Genomic DNA, 21,327 nt, shown 5'->3' with positions numbered 1-21,327 from the left:
GGTCTACCTTTCCTGCAAAATCGTGGCGTCGGCGATCCGCCCCAGGCTTTCGTCGCGGCCCAGCAGGGCGAGCACGTCGAAGATGCCCGGCGACGTCTTGCGTCCCGTGAGCGCGGCGCGAAGCGGTTGTGCAACCTGGCCGAGCTTCAAGCCCCGAGCCTCGGCCACCTGACGTACCGCACCTTCGAGTGCATCCGTATCCCAGTTGTGCACCGCGTCAAGCGCCGCCTGTGCCGCCGTCAGGATTGCCGATGCTTCCCCTGCCAGCAGCGCCTTTGCAGCATCGTCCATCGCCAGCGGGCGCGGTGCGAAAAGGAAGCGGGCGCCGTCTGCGAGTTCGTTGAGGTTGGCCGCACGCGGCTTGAGCGCGGGCATGGCGCGGTGCAGCAGATCGGCATCGCCCGCACCCATTCGTTCGGCGACCAGATCAGCTAGCCGCGCATCTTCGGCTTCGCGGATGTAATGGCCGTTGAGGTTTTCGAGCTTCTTGAGATCGAAGCGCGAAGGCGATTTGCCGACCGCAGCAAGATCGAACCATTCGACGGCTTGTTCGCGGCCGATGATCTCGGAATCGCCATGGCCCCAACCGAGGCGAAGCAGGTAGTTGTCGAGCGCTTCGGGCAGGATGCCGAGTTCGTCGCGATAGGTTTCGATACCCACGGCGCCGTGCCGTTTCGACAGCTTGGCGCCGTCGCTTCCGTGGATCAGAGGGATATGCGCATAGACCGGCTCTGCCCAATTGTTCGCCTTGTAGATCGGCAATTGGCGGAAGGCATTGTTGAGGTGGTCGTCGCCGCGAATGACGTGGGTGACGCCCATGTCGTGATCGTCGACCACGACCGCCAGCATATAGGTCGGCGTCCCGTCGGAGCGGAGCAGGATCAGGTCGTCGAGCTCGGCATTCTGGACGGTGACCGTGCCCTGCACCTGATCCTCGATCGTCGTCTCGCCATCCTGCGGCGCGCGCAGGCGGACCACGAACGGCGCGTCGACGGGGCCGTCCGACCGATCGCGCCAGCTGCTGCGGATCCGCATCGGCCGCTTGGCGGCTTGCGCCTCCTCGCGCTGTGCGGTGATCTCCTCGGCGGTCATCCAGCAGCGATAGGCATGGCCACTGGCGACCATCGCATGAGCGACTTCGGCGTGGCGATCGGCGCGGGCGAATTGGAACACGGCGTCGCCGTCCCAGTCCAGCCCCAGCCAGCGAAGCCCGGAGAGGATCGCGTCGATCGCCGGCTGCGTCGAACGCGCGCGGTCGGTATCCTCGATCCGCAGCAGAAACCTGCCGCCGTGATGCCGCGCGTAGAGAAGGTTGAACAGCGCGGTACGCGCGCCGCCGATATGGAGAAATCCGGTCGGCGAAGGTGCGAACCGCGTCACCACGGCTGCCCTGTCATCATCCCTGCTTGCGCCCAACCGCGCATCCTTCCACATCTCGAAACCGCATGACCGACACGGCCGCCGGAGCCCCTAGCACGCACCTTTGGTGGCGACAATTCTGGGCTGGCCGGCGTCGCGGCGCCATCGAGCGGTGGCTGGAGGCTGAGCGGGATCAACTGCCGCTGTGGCTGCCGGTGATGCTCGGCGCGGGAGTTGCCGCCTATTTCTCATTGCCCGATGCACGGTCCTGGGCTGCGTGCGGGTTGGCGTTTGCTGCCTGCGGGGCATTCGGCGGTGCGATCGGGGGCGGCGGGCGTGCGGCCCGTGCGATCCTGATCAGTGGGTTCGCGGCTGCGCTGGGCATGACGCTGATATGGTGGCGCGCGGAAAGGGTTGCCGCGCCGGTGCTGGCGCGCCCGGTCGTGGTGACATTCCAGGGGCGCGTGGATCGGATCGAGCCGCTGGCCGCGCGCGGGCTGGTGCGCCTGACCCTGGAGGAGGTCGGGCTGGGGCAGGGTGCCCGCGGCCAGGTGGCGCTGCCGCCGCGATTGCGGGTGAACCTGACCGATGCCGACGCACCCGGCAGCCTGGCGATCGGCGCGGTCATCCGGCTTCGGGCACGCCTGATGCCCCCGCCCGCAGCGGCTGTTCCCGGCGCCTATGATTATGCACCGGTGGCATGGTTCGACCGCATAGGAGCCATCGGGCGCGGGTTCGCGCCGGTCGTTGTGGTGTCTGGCGCAGGCACAGGCGGCGGGCTGAGAGCCACGCTGACGCAGCACATCACGGCGCGCGTCGAGGGCAGCGCAGGCGGCATCGCGGCTGCGCTGGCGACTGGCGATGTGGGCGCGATCGGCGAGGAGGATGCCGAGGCGATGCGGCGAGCGGGGCTGGCGCATCTGCTGTCGGTCAGCGGGTTGCATATCACCGCGGCGGTGACTGCGACGATGCTGGTGGTGTTGCGGCTGTTGGCGCTCAGTCCCTGGCTGGCGCTCAGAATGCGGCTGCCGTTGGTCGCGGCCGGTGCGGGGGCGGCGGCGGCGATCGGTTATACGCTGTTGACGGGGGCGCAGGTGCCGACGATCCGCTCGTGCGTCGCGGCGTTGCTCGTGCTGGCCGCACTGGCTTTGGGACGGCAGGCGGTGACGCTGAGACTGGTCGCGGCCGGGGCGATGGCCGTGCTCCTGATGTGGCCGGAGGCGTTGGCGGGGCCAAGCTTCCAACTGTCGTTCGCGGCGATCACCGCGATCGTGGCGTTTCACGAGCATCCCAAGGTGGCGGCGTTCTTTGCAGCGCATGAGGAAGGACGATGGCGGCGGATGGGGCGCGGTGTCGTCTCGCTGCTGGCGACCGGACTGCTGGTCGAGGCCGCGTTGATGCCGATTGCGGTCTATCACTTCCACAAGGCCGGGCTGTACGGCGCGCTGGCCAACATGGTCGCGATCCCGCTGACGACCTTCGTCATCATGCCGCTGGAGGCGCTTGCGCTGATGCTGGATGCCGCTGGTCTGGGTGCGCCGATATGGTGGCTGACCGAGCGGGCGCTACGCGGATTGCTGTGGCTGGCGCATGTCGTCGCGGCGGCGCCGGGATCGGTGGCGGCGCTGCCCGCGATGCCGGACGGCGCCTATGCGCTTGCCGTCGCGGGCGGGCTGTGGATCGCCTTGTGGCGGACGCGGGTGCGGCGGCTGGGCATGATCCCGCTCGTTGCAGGGCTGATCTGGGCTGTGGCGACGCCCGCGCCTGATGTGCTCGTCACGGGCGATGGCCGACATGTCGCGGTCCGCATGGGCGGCGGGGTTGCCCTGCTAAGGGATCGAGCGGGCGATTATGTCCGCGATACGCTCGCCGCCAACGCCGGGGTCGAGGTCGAGCCGGGGGTGCTGGCGGAGCAGGCGCGGGCTTCGTGCAGCCGCGACCTGTGTGCCGCCGACATCGTGGCGGCGGGGCGGCGATGGCGGGTGCTGGCGACGCGTAGCGCGTATCTGGTGCCGGCGGGCGAATTGATCGCGGCGTGCGGATCGGCCGACATCGTGGTCAGCGAGCGGCGCTTGCCGATGCGGTGCCGGCCGCGGTGGTTGCGGCTTGATAGATCGACGCTGTCAAAGAGCGGCGGGGTGGCCGTGACCCTGGCCACCGGGCGAACCGTCACCGTCCTCGACCCCGCCGACCGTCATCCGTGGCGGGTGCCGCCGCTGACCGCGGCGCCCGCACTCAATCGTAACGGCGCAGGATACCGGAGAGCTTCCCCTGGATACGCACCTGAGCGGGGGCGTAACGCTGAGGATCGTAGGCGCGGTTGGCGGGATCGAGACGGATCATCGCGCCTTCGCGACGGAAATATTTGAGCGTGGCCTCGCTCTCCTCGATCAACGCCACGACGATTTCCCCGTCGCGTGCGGTCTCGGTGCGGCGCACGAGGGCGAAGTCGCCGTCGAGGATGCCCGCCTCGACCATCGAATCGCCCGCGACCTCCAATGCGTAATGTTCGCCCTGGCCGAGCAGCGCGGCCGGCACCGCCAGCATCGCCGAACTTTCGAATGCCTCGATCGGCACGCCCGCCGCGATGCGACCGTGCAACGGAATTTCGATCACGTCATTGGCAGGGGCGGGGAGGGGCGACCTGTGCGAAACTTCACCATCATCGCGCATAGGCGGCACGATCGCGCGGCGTGAAGTTTCGGGCGCGGTGCCGCGTTCGGGCATGCGCAGCACCTCCAGCGCGCGGGCGCGGTTGGGGAGGCGGCGGATGAACTGGCGTTCCTCCAGCGCGCTGATGAGGCGGTGAACGCCGGATTTGGATTTCAGGTCGAGCGCGTCCTTCATCTCCTCGAACGAAGGCGATACGCCGGTGTCTGCGAGGCGATCGTTGATGAAGCACACGAGTTCGTGCTGCTTGCGGGTGAGCATGGCGGTCCTCCGTCCGGAACAGACGTGGAACTTCTAAGGAACGGACTTGCCCCCGTCAAGCCAGATCGAGGATTTCCGCCGAGTCGCCCGCGAAGGCCGCCGGCGCATGCGCCTGACGCACGATCAGGCACGTTGCGCGGGCCAGCGTCAGCAGCATCGAACTGTCCTGGATGGCGGCGGCATAGGCCTTGCCGTCGCGGATGGCCGCCCGCAGATAATCGGTGCGCGGGCCGTTGGGGGCGAGGTCTTCGCCGAGCGTCGTGCGCGATGTCGAGGGTAGCGGATCGGCGGCTCCGCACAGATGCGCGATCATCGGTTTCACGAACAGGATCGCGGTGACGAACGCCGAGACCGGATTGCCGGGCAGGCCGAGGACGGTGGCGTCGCCGAGCCGCCCGGCCATCATCGGCTTGCCCGGACGAAGGGCGATCCGCCAGAAATCTATGATGCCGTCTGCGGCTTCGAGCGCCGGGCGGACGAGATCGTGGTCCCCCACCGATGCCCCGCCAGTCGTGACGAGCAGGTCGCATGAAACCCTGGCGAAAGCATCGCGCATGATGTCGAGACGATCGGGGAGGATGCCCAGGTCGACGATGTCGACGGGCAGGCCGGCGAGCATCGCGGCAAGCATTGCGCCGTTCGATTCGGGAAGCTGGGCGCCGGCGAGCGGCGCGCCGGGCGGCGCGAGTTCGTCGCCGGTCGCGACGATCCCGACGCGAACACGGCGGCGGACGGGCAAGACCGACACGCCGCCGGTAGCGGCGACCCCGATGCGTGCCGGGGTCAGGCGTTCCCCTGTCCGGATCAGACGGTCGCCTTCGTGGAAGTCGAGGCCGCGTGCGCGGGTATTGCGGCCACGATAGAGCGGTCCTTCGCCGGCCAGCGTCAGGGTTGTGCCGTCGCGTTCGGCTTCTTCCTGGATGAGGACGGTGTCTGCGCCATGGGGCATCGCAGCGCCGGTGAAGATGCGGGTCGCCTCCCCCATGCCGACCGCTCCTTCGAACGGCCTGCCCGCGGCGCTTTCGCCGATCACGTGCCACGGGCCAGGCAGATCGGCGAAGCGGATGGCGTAGCCGTCCATTGCGGACAGGTCGGCGGCAGGCTGGGTGCGCGCGGCGTGGACGTCGGCCGCAGCCCAGCGACCAGCGGCCTCGCGCAGCGGCGCATCCTCGCGCGCGACGGGCGGCGTCATGGCGAAAAGGCGTGCCTGGGCGTCGATAACTGGAAGCAATGTCACCCAAGCGTCGTGGGGAGTGGCGACGCCGCGGTCAAGGCACTGGACGGATGACGGCGCGCCATACCGTACTTTCAAGACGTCACCGCAATATGTATCGGGAAGACAGAAATCGGATTATCCGCCCAGGATCTTGGCGGAGGTTGATTAAATATCCCGCTCATACTTTCCGTTCGGACGCGATCCCGTCTATAGGGTCGGCGTTGCGCGATAGTCTTTGCAATACCGATATCGCGACACTTGTTTCAGATGCGTCAGCAACAATTCGCCTAGACGGGAATGATGCAACAAGGTTATTAAATAGTAGAAATCATACTCATGCATGTCGGTGGATATTCGCTGGAGTGCGTGTTAGAGTGGATCAGATGAAATTGCCGGGCCGACGCGGGGGCGGCGCCGGAGTGACCGTTCAGAGGGGCATGATTGATGGTGTCCACTGCCGTGCGGCTTCCGGTCGAGACGGGAAGTGCCGAAGCGTGGTTGCTCACGCTGATCGAGGGTATGCCTCAGCTGATCTGGCGCGCGGCGGACCATGGATATTGGACCTGGTCCAGCCCGCAGTGGGAGCGATTCACGGGTCAAGCGCAGGGCCAGAGCTGCGGCGACGGATGGCTGGAGGCGCTGCATCCCGACGACCGACCTCTTGCGTCGGCAGCGTGGGACCAGGCGCCAGCTGCCGGCATGCTGGACGTGGATTTGCGGATCGCCAACGTCGATGGCGCCTATCGCTGGTTCCAGGTGCGGGCGCTGCCGATCCGGGACGATCAACGCGCGCTAACGGAATGGTTGGGCACGTGCACCGACATAGACGATCTGAGAAAACTGCAGGCCCGGCAGAAGGTGTTGGTGGCCGAGTTGCAGCACAGGACGCGCAATCTGATCGCCGTCATCCATTCGATCGCGACGCAGACCTTGCGGGACGCATCGTCGCTGACGCAATTTGGCGAGCGCTTCGACGATCGGCTGTCCGCACTGTCGCGCGTGCAAGGCATATTGTCCGCGTCCGAAGACGAGCCAATCACCATTCGCAAACTCGTCCAGATGGAACTTGCCGCACTGGGTGCCGAACACCTCGAAGACCGTGTTGTCATCAAGGGCGAGGACATCGTCATTCGCTATACGAGCGCGCAGACACTGGCGCTGGCGATCCACGAACTATCGACGAATGCGCTCAAATATGGTGCGCTTCGCTCGGAGCAGGGGCGCTTGCATATCGGATGGGTCGAGCATCTGCGCGACGACGTCCCGTGGCTGTGCGTGACCTGGCGAGAAACGGGCATCCAGCCCGTGCGAGCAACGCCCAAGCGAGCGCGCGGTTACGGCAGGACATTGATCGAACAGGCGCTTCCGCATCAACTGGGTGCCAAGACGAAGTTCGAGATCACCGGCGATAAATTGCGCTGCTCGATCGACCTGCCTCTGGAACATTACCAGAAGGGCGATTCCTTTGGACACGGCTGAACGCCCCGATCTGACGGGCCTGCAATTCATCGTGGTGGAGGACGAATTCCTGATCGGGCGCGCGCTTTGCGATGAGCTGGAAGCGCTGGGCGCAGACATCATCGGCTTTCACGGCAACCTGGCGAGCGCGACCCACTGCATAACGGGAGCATCCCATGTCGACGGCGCGATCGTCGATTTCAATCTCGCAGGCGTTTCCAGCACTCCGATCATAGACATGTTGATGTCGCGGGGGATCACGCCGATCTTATGTACCGGCTATGACGTGGAGAATATCGAAGCGCGCTTCCGGCATCTTCCGCGATGCCTGAAGCCGCTGACGCGTGCGGTTCTGCACCGCCAGCTTGCCGCCATCACCGTCAAGGGAACGACGCTCGGCGGTTGAGGGGAGGCTGGGCGGGCAAGTTGCTATCTGGCGGTCCAGTCGCCCGATTTGCCGCCGCTTTTGGCGATCACCCGAACGCCCTCGATCGTCATCGTCTTATCGACCGCCTTGACCATGTCGTAGAGCGTCAGCAGCGCGACGGTGGCGGCGGTGAGGGCCTCCATCTCGACGCCGGTCTGGCCCGTGGTTGCGCAGGTCGCGGTGACGGTTATGCCGGTGTCGTCCGCCGCCATGTCGATCGCGGCACGGGTCAGGGGCAGGGGGTGGCACAACGGGATGAGGTCTGACGTGCGCTTGGCCGCCATGATGCCGGCGATGCGTGCGGTGGCGAGGACGTCGCCCTTGCGGGCCGACGCGTCGTGGACCAGGGCGAGGGCTTGCGCTGACATGGCGATGCGGCCGGTGGCGCTGGCTTCGCGGGCGCTGGGTTGCTTGCCGCCGACGTCGACCATGCGGGCGGCGCCGGTTTCGTCGAGGTGGGTTAGCTCCGTCATCCCTCTTCCTTTGGGAGAGGGAGGGAGCCGCGTAGCGGCGGAAGGGTGAGGGCGGTTTCGGGGGGTGCGCCGCCCTCACCTTCCCACTCGGCTGCGCCGAGCGGGCCCAGTTCCGGGTCAACAGCGCCCCGCGCTGTTGAGGTTCTGACCGGGGCAGAACCGACCCGGAACTCTCTCCCGGACGGAGAGGCGTTTTCGATCAACGCTCGTGTGGCCACTTCGATGTCGTCCGCGCGCATCAGGGCTTCGCCGATCAGAAAGCAGCGGACGCCCTGTTCGGCCATCGCGTCGAGATCGGCGCGTGTCGTCAGGCCGCTTTCGGCGACGAAGGTGCAGCCGGGCGGCGCCAGGCGGACGAGATCGTAGGTGCGCTGGAAATCCACGCTGAAGTCGCGCAGGTCGCGGTTGTTGACGCCGATCAGGCGCGATTTGAGTCTGAGCGCGCGTTCGAGTTCGGTCGAATCGTGGACTTCGACCAGCACGTCCATGCCGCAGTCGATTGCCGATGCCTCTATCTCCGCCATCTGCGTATCCGCCAGCGCTGCGACGATGATGAGGATGGCGTCGGCACCGATGCTGCGCGATTCGGTGACCTGCCAGGGATCGACCATGAAGTCCTTGCGCAGGACAGGAAGCGATACCGCGTCGCGCGCGGCCCTGAGGTAGGCGTCCGAACCCTGAAACCAGCGTTCGTCGGTCAGGACGGAGAGGCAGGCGGCGCCGCCGGCTTCATAGGCGCGGGCGTGCGCGGGGGGATCGAAATCGGCGCGGATCAGGCCTTTCGAGGGGCTGGCCTTCTTGACCTCGGCGACCAGCGCATAGCCGGACTTCGCATCAAGTGCGGCGCGAAAGCCGCGGGGCTTGCTGACCGCGGCGATGCCGGCGTCGAGATCGGCGAGGCTGGTCGTGGCCTTGCGCGCGGCGACTTCGGCCCGTTTGGTCTCGATGATCCGGTCGAGCATCGTCATCGGTAGGCTATCCAGCGATCGAGGAGGGCATTGGCGGCGCCTGTGTCGAGCGCCTCTGCGGCGAGGGCGGCGCCTTGCGGCAGGGTCTGCGCGCGCACCGCAACGACGAGCGCGGCGGCGGCGTTGAGGAGGACCGCGTCGCGGTACGCGCCGTGTTCGCCGGTGAGCAGGCGGCGGAGCGCGGCGGCATTGTCGGCGGCGTCGCCGCCGCGGATCGCCGCGATGGGGTGGCGCGGGAGGCCGGCGTCCTCCGGCGTGATGCGGGACGGCAGGCGGACGTCGCCGACGCCGATTGCGACGCTGGCGCCGGCGCCGGAGAGTTCGTCGAGGCCTTCTTCGCCGGAGACCACGAGCGCGGCTCCGGTGCCGAGCTGCGACAGGGCTTCGGCGTAGAGCGGCGCATAATCGGGCCGGGCGATGCCGATCAGCTGGCGGGTAACGCCTGCCGGATTGGCGAGCGGACCCATGAGGTTGAAGATCGTCCGCCTGCCGATGCGGCGGCGGATAGGCGTGATGCGCGCCATCGCCGGGTGATGATTGGCGGCGAAGAGGAAGGCTATGCCGATGTCCGCCAGGCTTCGTTCGGCGGTGGCGCCCGCGTGCGCCATGTCCAGGCCGAGCGCTTCCAGCGTGTCGGCCGCGCCTGCCTTGCTGGAGGCGGCGCGATTGCCGTGCTTGGCGACGGGCACGCCGCAGCCTGCGACGACCAGCGCGACCGCGGTGGAGACGTTGCGCGTATGGTGGCCGTCGCCACCGGTGCCGCAGACGTCGATCGCGCCCTGTGGTGCGTTGATGGGGATGAGGCGGCTGCGCATGGCCCGCGCGGCCTCGGCGATCTCGACGGCGGTTTCGCCGCGATCGCTCAGGCCGGTGAGGAAGGCGGCGATGGCGTCTTCCTCCGGTGCGCCGTCGAGGATGTCGGCGAATGCCTGCGCGGCATCTTCGCGCGACAAAGGTGTTGCGGTGTCGGGGAGGGTCACGGCAGGGCCTTCACCGATACGCCCGCGATCCGGAGGAAGTTGGCAAGCATCGCGTGGCCGTGTTCGGTGGCGATGCTCTCGGGATGAAATTGCACGCCGTGGATGGGCAGCGTGGTGTGCGCGACGCCCATGACCAGCCCGTCCGCGGTGCGGGCGTTGACCCGCAAGGCAGGCGGCACGTCGTTGACGACGAGCGAATGGTAGCGGGTGGCGGTGAAGGGGGCAGGCAGACCGTCGAACAGCCCGGTGCCGTCGTGTTCGATCGCCGAAGTCTTGCCGTGCATCAGCCCGCCGCGCTCTACCCGACCGCCGAAATGCTGGCCGATGGCCTGGTGTCCCAGGCAGACGCCGAGCAGCGGGCGGCGCGTGTCGGCGCAGGCGGCGACGAGATCGAGACTGACGCCAGCCTCCGTCGGCGTGCACGGGCCGGGCGAGATCAGGAAGGCGTCGGCGCCCGAGGACAGCGCCTGACCCGCGGAAATGGCGTCGTTGCGCACCACCTCCACCTCGGCGCCCAGTTCCATCAGATAATGGACGAGGTTCCAGGTGAAGCTGTCGTAATTGTCGATCACCAGGATCATAGCGGCACCGCGATCATGCGCCGTTCCATAGCCGAGATGGGCGCGCGTGCAACGCCCGGAGCAGCGGCCATATTGCCGCCACGCAAGGGGTGGATCGAAGCATTCCGGGGGGCGTTATCCCGCGTGAAGGAGTAAGACGATGCGTAGCGTAATGGTCGCGGTGCTGCTGGCGATGCCGGCCGCTGCTTTTGGCGGGCAGCAGGATGATACGTCGACCATCCCGCAGCGGGTGCGCAGCGTGTCGATCGAACGCGGCCAGCCGTGTCCGCCGTCGACAGGCGACGAGGTGGTGGTGTGTTCGGTTATCGGCGAACCCTATCGTATCCCCAAGCCGCTCCGCCAGACGCGCGAAGTCACCGCGGCAAATCAAAGCTGGGTCAACCGCACGGCGACCGCCGACCGCATCGGCCGGGTCGCGGGCGGATTGCCCGATACGTGCTCGCCGGTGGGCACGGGCGGACAGTCGGGCTGCGCGCTGTCGTGGAACCAGGCCTATGGGGCGGACCGCGCCGCGCGCAAGGCGGAGGAAGCGGCGGTTCCGGGCGGGGAGGAGTAGCCGGGGGATAGCCGTTTCGGCGGCCCTCACCCTTCCGCGCCTTTGGCGCTCCCTCCCTCTCCCGGCGGTGAGAGGGCGTTACTGGCCGTATCCCGCTTCGGCTGCGCGAGTGACTGCGTCGCGGGCGGCGGCGAGGATCGCTCCGGCCTTGGCCTCGCATTCGCGTTGCTCGGTCGCGGGGTCGCTGTCGGCGACGATGCCGGCGCCGGCCTGGGCATGGATCATGCCGTCCTTCAGAACCGCGGTGCGCAGGACGATGCACGAATCCATCGATCCGTCGGGTGAGAAATAGCCGACGCCGCCGGCATAGGCGCCGCGCTTCTCCGGTTCCAGTTCGGCGATGATCTGGCAGGCGCGGACTTTCGGTGCCCCGCTGACCGTGCCTGCCGGAAAGCCCGCGAATAGTGCGTCGATCGCGTCGTGCTTCGGCGACAAGGTGCCGACGATGTTGGAGACGATATGCATGACGTGGCTGTAGAGTTCGACGGTGTAGCTGTCGGTGACGCGCACGGTGCCGGGCGCAGCGGCGCGGCCGACGTCGCTGCGGCCGAGATCCAGCAGCATCAGATGTTCGGCGCGCTCCTTGGGATCGGCGAGCAGGCGCGCGCGGTTGGCATCGTCCTCCACCGCCGTTCTGCCGCGCGGCAGGGTGCCCGCGATCGGGCGAATCGTGATCTCCCCATCGCGGACGCGGACGAGAATTTCCGGGCTGGAACCGATCAGCGCGAAGCCGGGCAGATCGAGGTGGTAGAGGAAGGGCGATGGGTTGATCCGCCGGAGCGAGCGATAAAGCTCGAAGGGGGGCAGCGCGAAGGGTGTGGAGAAGCGCTGGGCGATCACGACCTGGAAGACGTCGCCGGCGCGGATGTAATCCTGCGCCCGTGCGACCATCGCCTCATAGGTTTCGGCGGCAAGGGCGGGGGTATAGACCGGCGCGGTGCCGTCGCCGCGCACCGGCGGCGGCAGTGCGACGGTGGCCAAGCGTGCGGCGGTGGCTTCGAGCCGGTCCTCCGCAGCCGCGACGGCTGCATCGGGATCGCCGCCTGGCCACACGGGGGCGACGAGGTACAATGCGTCGGCGAGGCGATCGAACACCAGCACGACACTGGGGCGGACGAAGATCAGGTCGGGCAGGCCGAGCGGATCGGCTTCGGGCACCGGCAGGGCTTCCACGAGGCCGACCGTTTCGTAACCGAAATAACCGACCAGGCAGGCGACCGCACGCGGCAGTTCGGCGGGCACGTCGCCGCGGCATTCCGCGACGAGCGCGCGCAAGGCGTCCAGGGTGGCATGCGCTTCCGGAACGAAGGCGGATCGGTCCTGCGCCCAGTTCCGGTTGACCTCGGCGCGGTGGCCGTGGGCGCGCAGCACGAGATCGGGGGCGAGGCCGATCAGGCTGTGGCGACCGCGCGTGGCGCCGCCCTCGACCGATTCGAGCAGGAAGTCGCCGCGGCCGGGTTCGATCAGCTTGAGTGCGGCGGCGACCGGCGTTTCCGTATCCGCGACCTGGCGGCGCCAGACGAAGCCCGGGCGACCTTCGGCAAGTGCCGCAAGCGCCTGTTCACGGACTCCGATCGCCAGGGCCGTCAATTGCCGCCCTGGCCCAGCAGGTCGCGACGTACACCCGCGACGGCCGCGGCATCGGTCTTCACGCCAACGGTGTTGCGAACCGCGCGCACGAATTGTTCAACATATTCGCGGCCCACCGCGCGGCCGAGATCCGCCCGGGTCACATCGAGCAACGCAGTGTTCCCACGCGCGTCTCCCGGCTGCACGCCGTCGAGACGCACGACGTACCAGCCCGCATTGTTCGCGGCCTCCAGCGTCCTGGCGCTGTTCGGGGTCATGCTGAACATCAGCACGAGCGGCGGGGCAGCCCCGCGCGGGTTCTGCGTCAGCGCCAGGCGCGCGGTGGCGACCGGCTGAACCGGTGGCAGCGATACGCCGGCCTGGGTGATCGCCTGCCGCAGCGGCATGCCGCGATTGGCCTTGGCGAGGACGTCATTGGCGACCCGGCGTGCGGCCTGGCGGGTGCGCTCGGCCGTGAAGTCGGCGACGACGGCGTCGCGGACGTCGGCCAGCGGACGGGGTGCGGCCGGCAGCGTGCGGCCAAGCGCGACGACCGCGAAGCTGCCATCGGGGCCGGTCGAGACCAGCGACGGCGGGTCGCCGTCCTGCGCCTGGAACGCGGCGGCGAGGATCGGTGCAAGCGCCGGATCGGGCGCGGCGCCGGGCGCGAGCGGATCGGCACCGGTGGCGATCAGCGCGGGCGTGGTGCGCGCAGCCAGCTTGCGATCGGCGATGACCTCATCGAACGTCGCGTTCTTGGACACCGCTTCGTCAATCGCGTTCTGCACCTCCGCTAGCCCTTCGGTGGTCTTGCGCGCCTTCAACGCGGTGACGATCTCATCGCGCGCCTGCGCAAGCGTGCGGCCGGCGATCTGTTCGACCTTTGCGACGCGCGCCACCGTCCAGCCGAGCGGACCACGCAACGGGCCGACGACCGTTCCCTGCGACGCGGCGAAGGCGGCGTCGGCAAGTGCGGCGGAGGCGGCGCGGGCATAAGCGGCCTTGTCGACGCTTGCCTGGGTGGAGGCTTCCAGTCCGATCGCGCGAGCCGCCTCGGCGATGTCAGCACCGCCGCGGACCTTGGCGGCCAGCGCCTGCGCGCCCGCCTGATCGGCGACGACGACCTGCGCGATCGTGCGCCGCTCGCTGCCCGCGTACTTGGCCCGGTCGGCAGCGTAAGCGGCGGCGATGTCGGCCTCGGTCGGCTGTGCGGTGATCGAGGCAGGGGTAACCAAAGCGTAGCGTGCAACGCGACGTTCGGGGAGCGTGTAGCGGGCGATGTTGCGGGTGTAATAGGTCTGGAGTTCGGCAGCGGTAGGCGCCGCGCCACCCTTCATCGCGCTCGACGGAATGAACGCGATCTGTCCGTTGCGCCGCTCCAGCAGCAGCGAGGCATAGGGCAGCGCCAGGCTGGCGGGCACCTGAGCCGCGCCCGCGGTGGGTGCGATCAGCGATTGCGCGATGGCGTCGCGCGCGATGTCGCGGCGGATCTGGGCATCGGTGAGATTGCGGGCGCTGAGCAGCCGCTGGTAGATGGCAGGATCGAACTTGCCGTTCGGACCCTGTAGCGCGGGGATCGCCGCCAGCTGGGCGTCGATTGAGCGCTTGCTGATCGCCATCCCCTGAGACAGGCCGAATTGTTCGAGGGCGATGCCGGCGATCTCGCGTTCCAGCGTGGATTCCAGGCCGCCCTGCGCCAGAAACTGCGCCATATCCACGCCCGGTTGCTGCTGGCGCGCGGCCTCCACCGCCGACTGGGCGCGGGCGCGCAGATCGGTCGTCGTGACCTCCGCCTTGCCGACGCTGGCCACGTCGCCGCTGGCGACCCCGCCGCCGGTCTGCAATCCGGTGATATCGCCTGCTGCGAAGGCCAGCGCGATGATCCCGAGGAAGACGAAGGCGATGACGCCGCCGAACTTGGAGCCGATGATCCGACGGAAGAAGCTGAGCATGAAGGGGCGATCGGTGATGGACGGGACACGGCGCTTTAGGGGTGGCGGGTTCGGGCTTCAAGCGGCGGCTTTGCGGCGCTAGGGCTGGCCGACGACAAGGGGGGCACGACATGCGACGCAAGCTGGTGGCTGGGAACTGGAAGATGAACGGCTCGCGCGGGGCGCTGGCCGAACTGGACGGCATTGCCGCGGCGGCGGCGGGCACGCCAGGCGTCGACGTCGGCATTGCCGTGCCGTTCACGCTGATCGCGCCTGCCGCCGAGCGGGTGCCAGGGCTGACGATCGGGGCGCAGGACGTCCATCTTGCCGCGAGCGGTGCGCATACCGGATGCATTTCGGCCGCAATGGTGGCCGAGGCCGGCGCGCGCTTCACGTTGGTCGGGCATAGCGAGCGGCGCTGCGACCGGGGCGAGAGCGATGCCGATGTGAAGGCCAAGGCGGAGGCTGCGCGCCGCGCCGGGCTGAGTGTGATCCTGTGCGTCGGTGAGCAGCTCGCCGAGCGTGACGCAGGACGCGCGGAAGCGGTGGTGGCGGAACAGATCGCGGGCTCGCTGCCCGAAGGCGCCGCGGCGGATTGGCTGTCGATCGCTTATGAGCCGGTGTGGGCGATCGGGACGGGGCGGACGCCGACCTTGGCGGACGTGGCGCAGATGCACGGCACGATCCGGCGGCAGCTTGCGGCGTCGATCGGGGGCGGAGCCGATGCGATGCGGATACTCTACGGCGGGTCGGTGACGGCGGACAATGCGGCCGATTTGCTGGGTGCTGCGGATGTCGATGGCGCGCTGGTTGGGGGAGCGAGCCTGACGGCGGCGAAGTTCGTGCCCATCGTCTCGGCGGCGAGTGTGATCGGCGGGTAGGTTTTCCGCGCTCCGTTGCCCTCACCCTTTCGGCGCTTTGCGCCTCCCTCCCTCTCCCGGGGGAGAGGGAATGTGGGTGGCCTTATGCGTATCTTGCTTGCAGCATCGCGAAGGCGGCGCGCAGGCCGAAGGCGTCGCCGCCCTTGGGGCGACCAGGCTTTGCCGCCGGGCGCCAGGCGAAGACGTCGAGATGCGCCCAAGCGATTTCCGCAGGCACGAAGCGGCGCAGGAACAAGGCGGCGGTGATCGCGCCCGCAAAGCCGCCGTCGGGCGCGTTGACCAGGTCGGCGACGTCGCTTTTCAACATGTCGTCGTAACCGTCCCACAGCGGCATCCGCCACAGCGGGTCGCTTTGCGCGTCTGCTGCGGCAAGCAGGTCTGCGGCGAGCCTGTCGTCGTTGGCGAACAGCGGCGGCAGATCGGGGCCGAGCGCGACCCGCGCAGCGCCGGTGAGCGTCGCGAAATCCAGGATCAGTTCGGGCCGGCCTTCGACAGCCCTGGTCAATGCGTCGCCAAGGATGAGGCGCCCTTCGGCGTCGGTGTTGGCGTTCTCGACGGTCAGCCCCTTGCGGGTGCGCAGCACGTCGCCGGGGCGGAAGGCGTTGCCGGCGATCGCATTCTCGACGGCCGGGATCAGCAGGTGGAGGCGCACCGACAGTTTGGCCGCCATGACCAGTTGTGCGAGCGCCAGCGCATGGGCGGCGCCTCCCATGTCCTTCTTCATCAACCGCATGCCCGAGGATGGTTTGATATCCAGGCCGCCGGTGTCGAAGGTCACGCCCTTGCCGACGATCGCGATGCAGGGGTGATCGGGCGCGCCCCATTCCAACTCGATCAGGCGGGGGTGGCGATCCTTCGCGGCGGCCAGCCCGACGGTGTGAATCATCGGAAAGCCGGTGGCGAGGGCATCGCCGCGTGTGACGGTTAGGAGAGCCTGGTGACGGGTGGCGAGCGCCTGCGCGGCGGCTTCGAGATCGGCCGGTCCCATGTCGCCCGCGCCGGTGTTCACGAGGTCGCGGACCGTGCAGGTGGCAGCGGCCATCGCGAGGGTGGGCGCGATCGTGGCGACGTCGTGGGTGAGGAGGATGCGTGGGCCGTTCCCCTCTGCCTTGCGATAACGATCGAAGCGATAGTGCGCGAGCACCCACCCGAGCGCGGGCGGGTGATCGCCGTTGATGCGGTATGTGCCCGGCGGAAGCGATTCGGCCAGTCGGGCAAGTGCCCAGGGCGACGCGGGTTCGTCGATCGCTGCCACGACCTGCCAGTCGTCGCCGTCGGGCAGGATCGCATGACTGCCCGCTTTGCCGGTGAAGCGCTGGCCCGCCGCCGCGGCGCGTGTCGGAGCGGGCTGTTTGGTCAGCCACGCGTCGAACTCCGGGGGTGCGATCAGCGTGATCGCGTGCGCAGGCTGGCCGCGGTCGGGTTGAAGAAGATCGGTCACGTGGCGGCGCGTCGGGCGGGGCAGGGCGAGGACAGCATCGCGAGAGGGAAGCAGATGCGTCCTCCGTACGCAAGCGCTCGGGGTGCGCGCGAGGCCGGCGTGACTCGTTCGGAAGTGCAACGCATTCGGCCGGGAACGCGGGCGCCCGCCGCGTCGTTCTAGCGGTCCAACAGGAGATCAAACATGCTCTGGACCATCGCCGTCATCCTCGTCGTTCTCTGGCTGCTCGGCTTTGGGCTGAACATCGGCGCCGGGCTGATCCACATCCTGCTGGTGCTGGCGGTGATCGTCGTGCTGGTGAAGCTGTTCACCGGCCGCCGCGTGGTGTGACGCGTCAGGCCGCGACGGGCACGCCGTAGAGGTCGTGCTCGTCGGCGTCCTCGACGACCACCGACACGATGTCGCCGACGCGCAGGTGTGCGGCATCGCGCAGGAAGACTTCGCCGTCGATTTCAGGGGCGTCGGCCTGGCTGCGGCCGGTGGCGCCGCCTTCCAGGTCGACCGCGTCCACGATCACCTCCAACGTGCGCCCGATCTTCGCGGCGAGCTTTGCGGTGGAGATGGCGGCGGTGCGCTCCATGATGCGCGCGTAGCGTTCTTCCTTGACCGCCTCGGGCACATGGTCGGGGAGCAGATTGGCGGCGGCGCCTGCCACCGGCTCGAAGCGAAAGGCCCCTACGCGGTCGAGTTGCGCCTCGCCCAGCCATTCGAGCAGATACTCGAAATCCGCCTCCGTTTCGCCCGGAAAGCCGACGACGAAGGTCGAGCGGATGGCGATATCGGGGCAGATCGCCCGCCAGCCGCGGATTCGCTCCAGCACCTTGGCGTCGTTGGCCGGGCGCTTCATGCGCTTCAGCACCGATGGGGCTGCGTGCTGGAAGGGAATGTCCAGATAAGGAAGCACCAGTCCGTCCGCCATCAGCGGGATCACCTGATCGACGTGCGGATAGGGATAGACGTAGTGCAGGCGGACCCAGGGCGCGATGCGGCCGAGTTCGCGCGCGAGATCGGTCATGTGCGCGCGCACTTCTCCACCGCTTTTCCGCGGCCAGGAGGCGTGGCGCAGGTCCAGGCCGTAGGCGGAGGTGTCCTGGCTGATGACCAGCAGTTCCTTCGTGCCGGCCGCGACGAGCTTTTCGGCCTCGCGCAGGATCGCATCGGGGCGGCGACTGACGAGGTCGCCGCGCAACGAGGGGATAATGCAGAAGGAGCAGCGGTGATTGCAGCCTTCGCTGATCTTGAGATAGCTGTAGTGGCGTGGGGTGAGCTTGAGGTCGGTGTCCTCGACCGCGCCTCCGGGAACCAGATCGAGATAGGGCGAGCGCACGACCGGGGCGGCGGCGTGGACGGCGCCGACGACCTGTTCGTATTGATGCGCGCCGGTGACTGCGAGCACCTGCGGGAAGCGCGCACGGATCGCGTCGGCATCCTTGCCCATGCAACCCGTCACGATGACGCGGCCGTTCTCCGCGATGGCCTCGCCGATCGCCTCCAGGCTTTCCTCCTTTGCTGAATCGAGAAAGCCGCAGGTGTTGACGAGCACGATGTCGGCGCCGGCGTAATCGGGCGACATCGCATAACCATCGCCACGCAGCTTCGTCAGGATGCGCTCACTGTCGACGAGATTCTTCGGACAGCCGAGCGAGACCATGCCGACGCGCGGGGGGGAGGGGAGTATCGTTGCCATGGAACGCGCCGCACATAGGCGCATCGTGGAGATTTTTCCAGCCGGTGCGTTGGCCGGTCCGGTTGCGCTTGCGTTGCGCCGCCGTGCCCGCGAAGGATGGGCCATGCTTGCCATCGGCCTTATGTCGGGAACCTCGCTCGACGGGATAGACGCCGCGCTCATCGAAACTGACGGGCGGGCGGCGGTGCGCGCGATCGCGTTTCGCGGGGAAGCCTATTCCGACGTGGCGCGGGCGGAGCTGGCGGAAGCCACGCGCATGGCGCTGACCTTCGATCGGCCGCGCGCGAGCCCGCCGATCGTCGCGGCGGGCGAACTCATCACGCGCACGCATGTGCTCGCCGTGCAGAAATTGCTGCGCGAGGCCGGAGTGAGCGCGCAGGACGTCGGCGTGATCGGTTTCCACGGGCAGACGGTCGCACATCGGCCGGACCGCGGATGGACCTGGCAGATCGGCAATGGCCAGGCGATGGCGGAGGCGACGGGGATCACCTGCGTTTCGGATTTTCGTTCAGCCGATGTCGCGGGGGGCGGGCAGGGTGCGCCGCTGCTGCCGGTCTATCACGCTGCGCTGGCGGCTGGGCTGACGCGGTCCGTGGCGGTGCTGAACCTGGGTGGCGTGGCGAACATCACCTTCATCGGCGCGGACGGCGTCGGCACCGACGGCGCGCTGATGGCGTTCGATACCGGCCCCGCCAATGGTCTGATCGATTCGTGGGTGGAGGCGGAGACCGGCGCCCGGTTCGATGCGGGTGGCGCGCTGGCGGCGAGCGGCACGATCGACGAAACGGTGCTGAGCGCGATGCTCGACCATCCGTGGTTCGATGCGGCCCCGCCCAAGTCGCTCGACCGCAGCGACTTCACCATTCAGCCTGCGCGCGGGTTGTCGGCCGCGGACGGGGCGGCGACGCTGACCGCCTTTACCGCGGCAACGGTGGCGACGGCGCTGGATCACCTGCCCGCGCGCCCGCGGCGGCTCATCGTGGCGGGGGGTGGGCGGCATAACCCGACCCTGCTCGCGATGATCGCGGCGCGCACCGGGCTGACACCCGAGCCGAGCGACTCGCTGGGGTGGAACGGCGATGCGATGGAGGCGGAAGGATTCGCCTATATGGCGGTCAGAACGCTGGAAAATCTGCCGATCAGCTTCCCCGACACGACCGGAGTGGCGGCGCCCCTGGTGGGGGGTGTCATCCATCGCGCCTGATTACCCGTCCGCCGCAGGAAGACTCGCATCCGCCGGATTATCAGTTTAGCAACCTGTATCAAATACTGACACCGGGGGCGGGGTCTCAGCGATGGAATCGGATATCCGTTACTATATGCGCAGGCTGGGCGTGGAACGCGCCGCCGCCGCGCGCGCGCTGACAGCCGAGGCGCGGGACCGGCGGATGCACCTGGTCGAGGTGTATGTGCAGAAGCTGGCGGCGCTGGGCGTCTGAGCGTCAGAGGCAATCGCCAGCGGCGCATGATCCCAGCAGGCCCGCGAACATCATCGCGGGCACCATCATCACCGTATAGAGCATGCCGACGAGGCACTTCGGCAGATGTGCAAGCGGCAACAGAATGATTCCGGCAGCGCCGCCAGATAGGCCCCGGCGAACCAGGTTTCGAAAAGAAGCGACGATACCTGCCCGATCGGCAGGGTGTCCTCTGCCCAACCTAATAGCGCGACGAGGATCGGCGGGAAAAGCGCAAGGGCAAGTGGGCGGCCGATCACCGCTTCCTCGTCAGTTCACGCATCGCGCCATCCAGTCCGCTGAGCGTCAGCGGGTACATGCGGTCGGTCATCAATTCGCGCAGGATGCGGATTGATTGCGAATAGCCCCATTGCTCGCTCGGGATCGGATTGAGCCACACCGCGGCCGGGTAGGTGGTGGTCAGGCGGTGCATCCACGTCGTGCCCGCCTCTTCGTTCATATGTTCGACCGAGCCGCCGGGATGCGTGATCTCATAGGGGCTCATCGACGCGTCGCCGACGAATACGAGTTTGTAATCGTGACCGAATTTGTGGAGCACGTCCCAGGTCGGCGTGCGCTCGGCAAAACGGCGGCGATTGTCCTTCCACACGCCCTCATAAGGGCAATTGTGGAAGTAGAAGAATTCGAGGTTCTTGAATTCCGAGGTCGCGGCCGAGAACAATTCCTCGCACAGCTTCACCCAGGGGTCCATCGAACCGCCTACGTCGAGGAACAGCAGCAGCTTGACCGCATTGCGGCGCTCGGCGCGCATGACGATGTCGAGATAGCCCTGCCGCGCGGTACCGGCGATCGTGCCGTCGATGTCGAGTTCGTCGGCAGCGCCGTCGCGGGCGAAGCGGCGCAGGCGGCGGAGTGCCACCTTGATGTTGCGGGTGCCGAGCTCCTTGGTGTTGTCGAGGTTGCGGAACTCGCGCTGGTCCCAGACTTTCAGCGCGCGCTTGTGCGTGCTCTCGCCGCCTATGCGGACGCCTTCCGGGTTGTAGCCGGCGTTCCCGTACGGCGACGTGCCGCCGGTGCCGACCCATTTGCTGCCGCCCTGGTGGCGTTCCTTCTGCTCCTCCAGGCGTTTCTTCAGCGTCTCCATGATCTCGTCCCACGAGCCGAGCGACTTGATCGCGGCCATCTCCTCGGGGGTCAGGAATTTCTCGGCGACCGCCTTGAGCCAGTCCTCGGGGATTTCGCCCGAGGTCGTGCCCGTGGCTAGGCCGCGGAAGACCTTGGCGAAGACCTGGTCGAACTTGTCGAGCAGCCCCTCGTCCTTCACGTACACGGCGCGGGACAGGTAGTAGAAATCCTCGGGCGTCCGCTCGATCACCTCGGCGTCGAGCGCCTCCAGCAGGATGAGGTGCTCCTTGAGGCTGGCGGGGATGCCGGCGCTGCGGAGTTCGTCG

General features: G+C 68.0%; 18 protein-coding genes and 2 pseudogenes. 8 read left to right on the top strand and 12 right to left on the bottom strand.

Translation table 11 applies throughout. From position 1 onward, the window contains the following. Positions 1-3 precede the first annotated feature (3 nt). Entirely contained in the window at positions 4-1,434 is a 1,431-nt protein-coding gene (gene gltX / locus VF643_RS12280) for a glutamate--tRNA ligase (RefSeq protein ID WP_331043677.1), read from the bottom strand. A gap of 11 nt (positions 1,435-1,445) precedes the next feature. Here gltX and VF643_RS12275 point away from each other — a divergent pair. Beyond that, positions 1,446-3,590, top strand: a pseudogene (locus VF643_RS12275) (ComEC/Rec2 family competence protein); the annotation flags it as partial. A gap of 4 nt (positions 3,591-3,594) precedes the next feature. Here VF643_RS12275 and lexA read toward each other — a convergent pair. Continuing rightward, positions 3,595-4,290, bottom strand: coding sequence for a transcriptional repressor LexA (gene lexA, locus VF643_RS12270; RefSeq protein WP_331043676.1), 696 nt, complete (start codon positions 4,288-4,290; stop codon positions 3,595-3,597). A gap of 55 nt (positions 4,291-4,345) precedes the next feature. Next, positions 4,346-5,527 (bottom strand): molybdopterin molybdotransferase MoeA, encoded by a 1,182-nt coding sequence (locus tag VF643_RS12265; protein WP_331043675.1) that lies wholly within the window; start codon positions 5,525-5,527, stop codon positions 4,346-4,348. A gap of 423 nt (positions 5,528-5,950) precedes the next feature. On the opposite strand from VF643_RS12265, the gene VF643_RS12260 reads away from it, so the two are divergent. Together VF643_RS12260 and VF643_RS12255 are read left to right on the top strand one after the other, a co-directional pair. After that, entirely contained in the window at positions 5,951-6,985 is a 1,035-nt protein-coding gene (locus tag VF643_RS12260) for a sensor histidine kinase (RefSeq protein WP_331043674.1), read from the top strand. Beyond that, complete coding sequence (locus VF643_RS12255; RefSeq protein ID WP_331043673.1) at positions 6,972-7,370, top strand: response regulator; 399 nt, start codon at positions 6,972-6,974, stop codon at positions 7,368-7,370. Before VF643_RS12260 ends, VF643_RS12255 begins: the two co-directional genes overlap by 14 nt. 23 nt (positions 7,371-7,393) lie before the next feature. On the opposite strand, the gene moaC is transcribed toward VF643_RS12255, so the two are convergent. From moaC to VF643_RS12235, 4 genes and pseudogenes are all read right to left on the bottom strand, one after another. Next, positions 7,394-7,864: a cyclic pyranopterin monophosphate synthase MoaC gene (gene moaC, locus VF643_RS12250; RefSeq protein WP_331043672.1), complete on the bottom strand. Its 471-nt coding sequence runs from the start codon at positions 7,862-7,864 to the stop codon at positions 7,394-7,396. A gap of 197 nt (positions 7,865-8,061) precedes the next feature. Beyond that, positions 8,062-8,832, bottom strand: a pseudogene (gene trpC, locus VF643_RS12245) (indole-3-glycerol phosphate synthase TrpC); the annotation flags it as partial. Beyond that, the gene (gene trpD / locus VF643_RS12240) at positions 8,829-9,812 is read right to left on the bottom strand and encodes an anthranilate phosphoribosyltransferase (protein ID WP_331043671.1); all 984 of its coding nucleotides are present in this window, start codon (positions 9,810-9,812) and stop codon (positions 8,829-8,831) included. The gene trpD and the pseudogene trpC, both read right to left, overlap by 4 nt. Next, positions 9,809-10,393 (bottom strand): aminodeoxychorismate/anthranilate synthase component II, encoded by a 585-nt coding sequence (locus VF643_RS12235; RefSeq protein WP_331043670.1) that lies wholly within the window; start codon positions 10,391-10,393, stop codon positions 9,809-9,811. The genes trpD and VF643_RS12235 overlap by 4 nt, the downstream gene beginning before the upstream one ends. A gap of 139 nt (positions 10,394-10,532) precedes the next feature. Between VF643_RS12235 and VF643_RS12230 the strand changes: the two genes are divergently transcribed. Next, a complete protein-coding gene (locus tag VF643_RS12230; RefSeq protein ID WP_331043669.1) occupies positions 10,533-10,949 on the top strand; it encodes a hypothetical protein in 417 nt (138 codons plus the stop codon). A gap of 78 nt (positions 10,950-11,027) precedes the next feature. Here the strand turns inward: VF643_RS12230 and VF643_RS12225 are convergent, their stop codons facing one another. Together VF643_RS12225 and VF643_RS12220 are read right to left on the bottom strand one after the other, a co-directional pair. After that, positions 11,028-12,539: an anthranilate synthase component I family protein gene (locus VF643_RS12225; protein WP_414713854.1), complete on the bottom strand. Its 1,512-nt coding sequence runs from the start codon at positions 12,537-12,539 to the stop codon at positions 11,028-11,030. After that, positions 12,536-14,470: a peptidylprolyl isomerase gene (locus tag VF643_RS12220; RefSeq protein WP_331043668.1), complete on the bottom strand. Its 1,935-nt coding sequence runs from the start codon at positions 14,468-14,470 to the stop codon at positions 12,536-12,538. The genes VF643_RS12225 and VF643_RS12220 overlap by 4 nt, the downstream gene beginning before the upstream one ends. A 110-nt stretch (positions 14,471-14,580) precedes the next feature. Here VF643_RS12220 and tpiA point away from each other — a divergent pair, with 110 nt between their 5' ends. Beyond that, the gene (gene tpiA / locus VF643_RS12215) at positions 14,581-15,330 is read left to right on the top strand and encodes a triose-phosphate isomerase (RefSeq protein WP_331043667.1); all 750 of its coding nucleotides are present in this window, start codon (positions 14,581-14,583) and stop codon (positions 15,328-15,330) included. An 82-nt stretch (positions 15,331-15,412) separates the two neighbouring features. On the opposite strand, the gene VF643_RS12210 is transcribed toward tpiA, so the two are convergent. After that, positions 15,413-16,771, bottom strand: coding sequence for a leucyl aminopeptidase family protein (locus VF643_RS12210; protein ID WP_331043666.1), 1,359 nt, complete (start codon positions 16,769-16,771; stop codon positions 15,413-15,415). 183 nt (positions 16,772-16,954) lie between these two features. Between VF643_RS12210 and VF643_RS12205 the strand changes: the two genes are divergently transcribed. Continuing rightward, on the top strand, positions 16,955-17,101 hold the full coding sequence (locus VF643_RS12205; protein ID WP_331043665.1) for a lmo0937 family membrane protein: 147 nt from the start codon (positions 16,955-16,957) through the stop codon (positions 17,099-17,101). 4 nt (positions 17,102-17,105) lie between these two features. Here VF643_RS12205 and rimO read toward each other — a convergent pair whose 3' ends face one another. Then, positions 17,106-18,458 (bottom strand): 30S ribosomal protein S12 methylthiotransferase RimO, encoded by a 1,353-nt coding sequence (rimO, locus tag VF643_RS12200; RefSeq protein ID WP_331043664.1) that lies wholly within the window; start codon positions 18,456-18,458, stop codon positions 17,106-17,108. Between the two features lie 103 nt (positions 18,459-18,561). Here rimO and VF643_RS12195 point away from each other — a divergent pair, with 103 nt between their 5' ends. Together VF643_RS12195 and VF643_RS12190 are read left to right on the top strand one after the other, a co-directional pair. Further along, positions 18,562-19,662, top strand: a complete 1,101-nt coding sequence (locus VF643_RS12195; RefSeq protein ID WP_331043663.1) for an anhydro-N-acetylmuramic acid kinase — start codon at positions 18,562-18,564, stop codon at positions 19,660-19,662. Between the two features lie 91 nt (positions 19,663-19,753). Continuing rightward, positions 19,754-19,897: a hypothetical protein gene (locus VF643_RS12190; RefSeq protein WP_331043662.1), complete on the top strand. Its 144-nt coding sequence runs from the start codon at positions 19,754-19,756 to the stop codon at positions 19,895-19,897. Between the two features lie 274 nt (positions 19,898-20,171). On the opposite strand, the gene VF643_RS12185 is transcribed toward VF643_RS12190, so the two are convergent. Then, on the bottom strand, positions 20,172-21,327 hold a 1,156-nt coding region (locus VF643_RS12185), incomplete at its 5' end, for a vWA domain-containing protein (protein ID WP_331043661.1).

The sequence above is a fragment of the Sphingomonas sp. genome (assembly GCF_036387595.1).
In the GTDB taxonomy this organism is placed as follows: domain Bacteria; phylum Pseudomonadota; class Alphaproteobacteria; order Sphingomonadales; family Sphingomonadaceae; genus Sphingomonas.
Note: the sequence above shows the minus strand (reverse complement) of the source record. Positions and strands in the feature narration are given on the sequence as shown.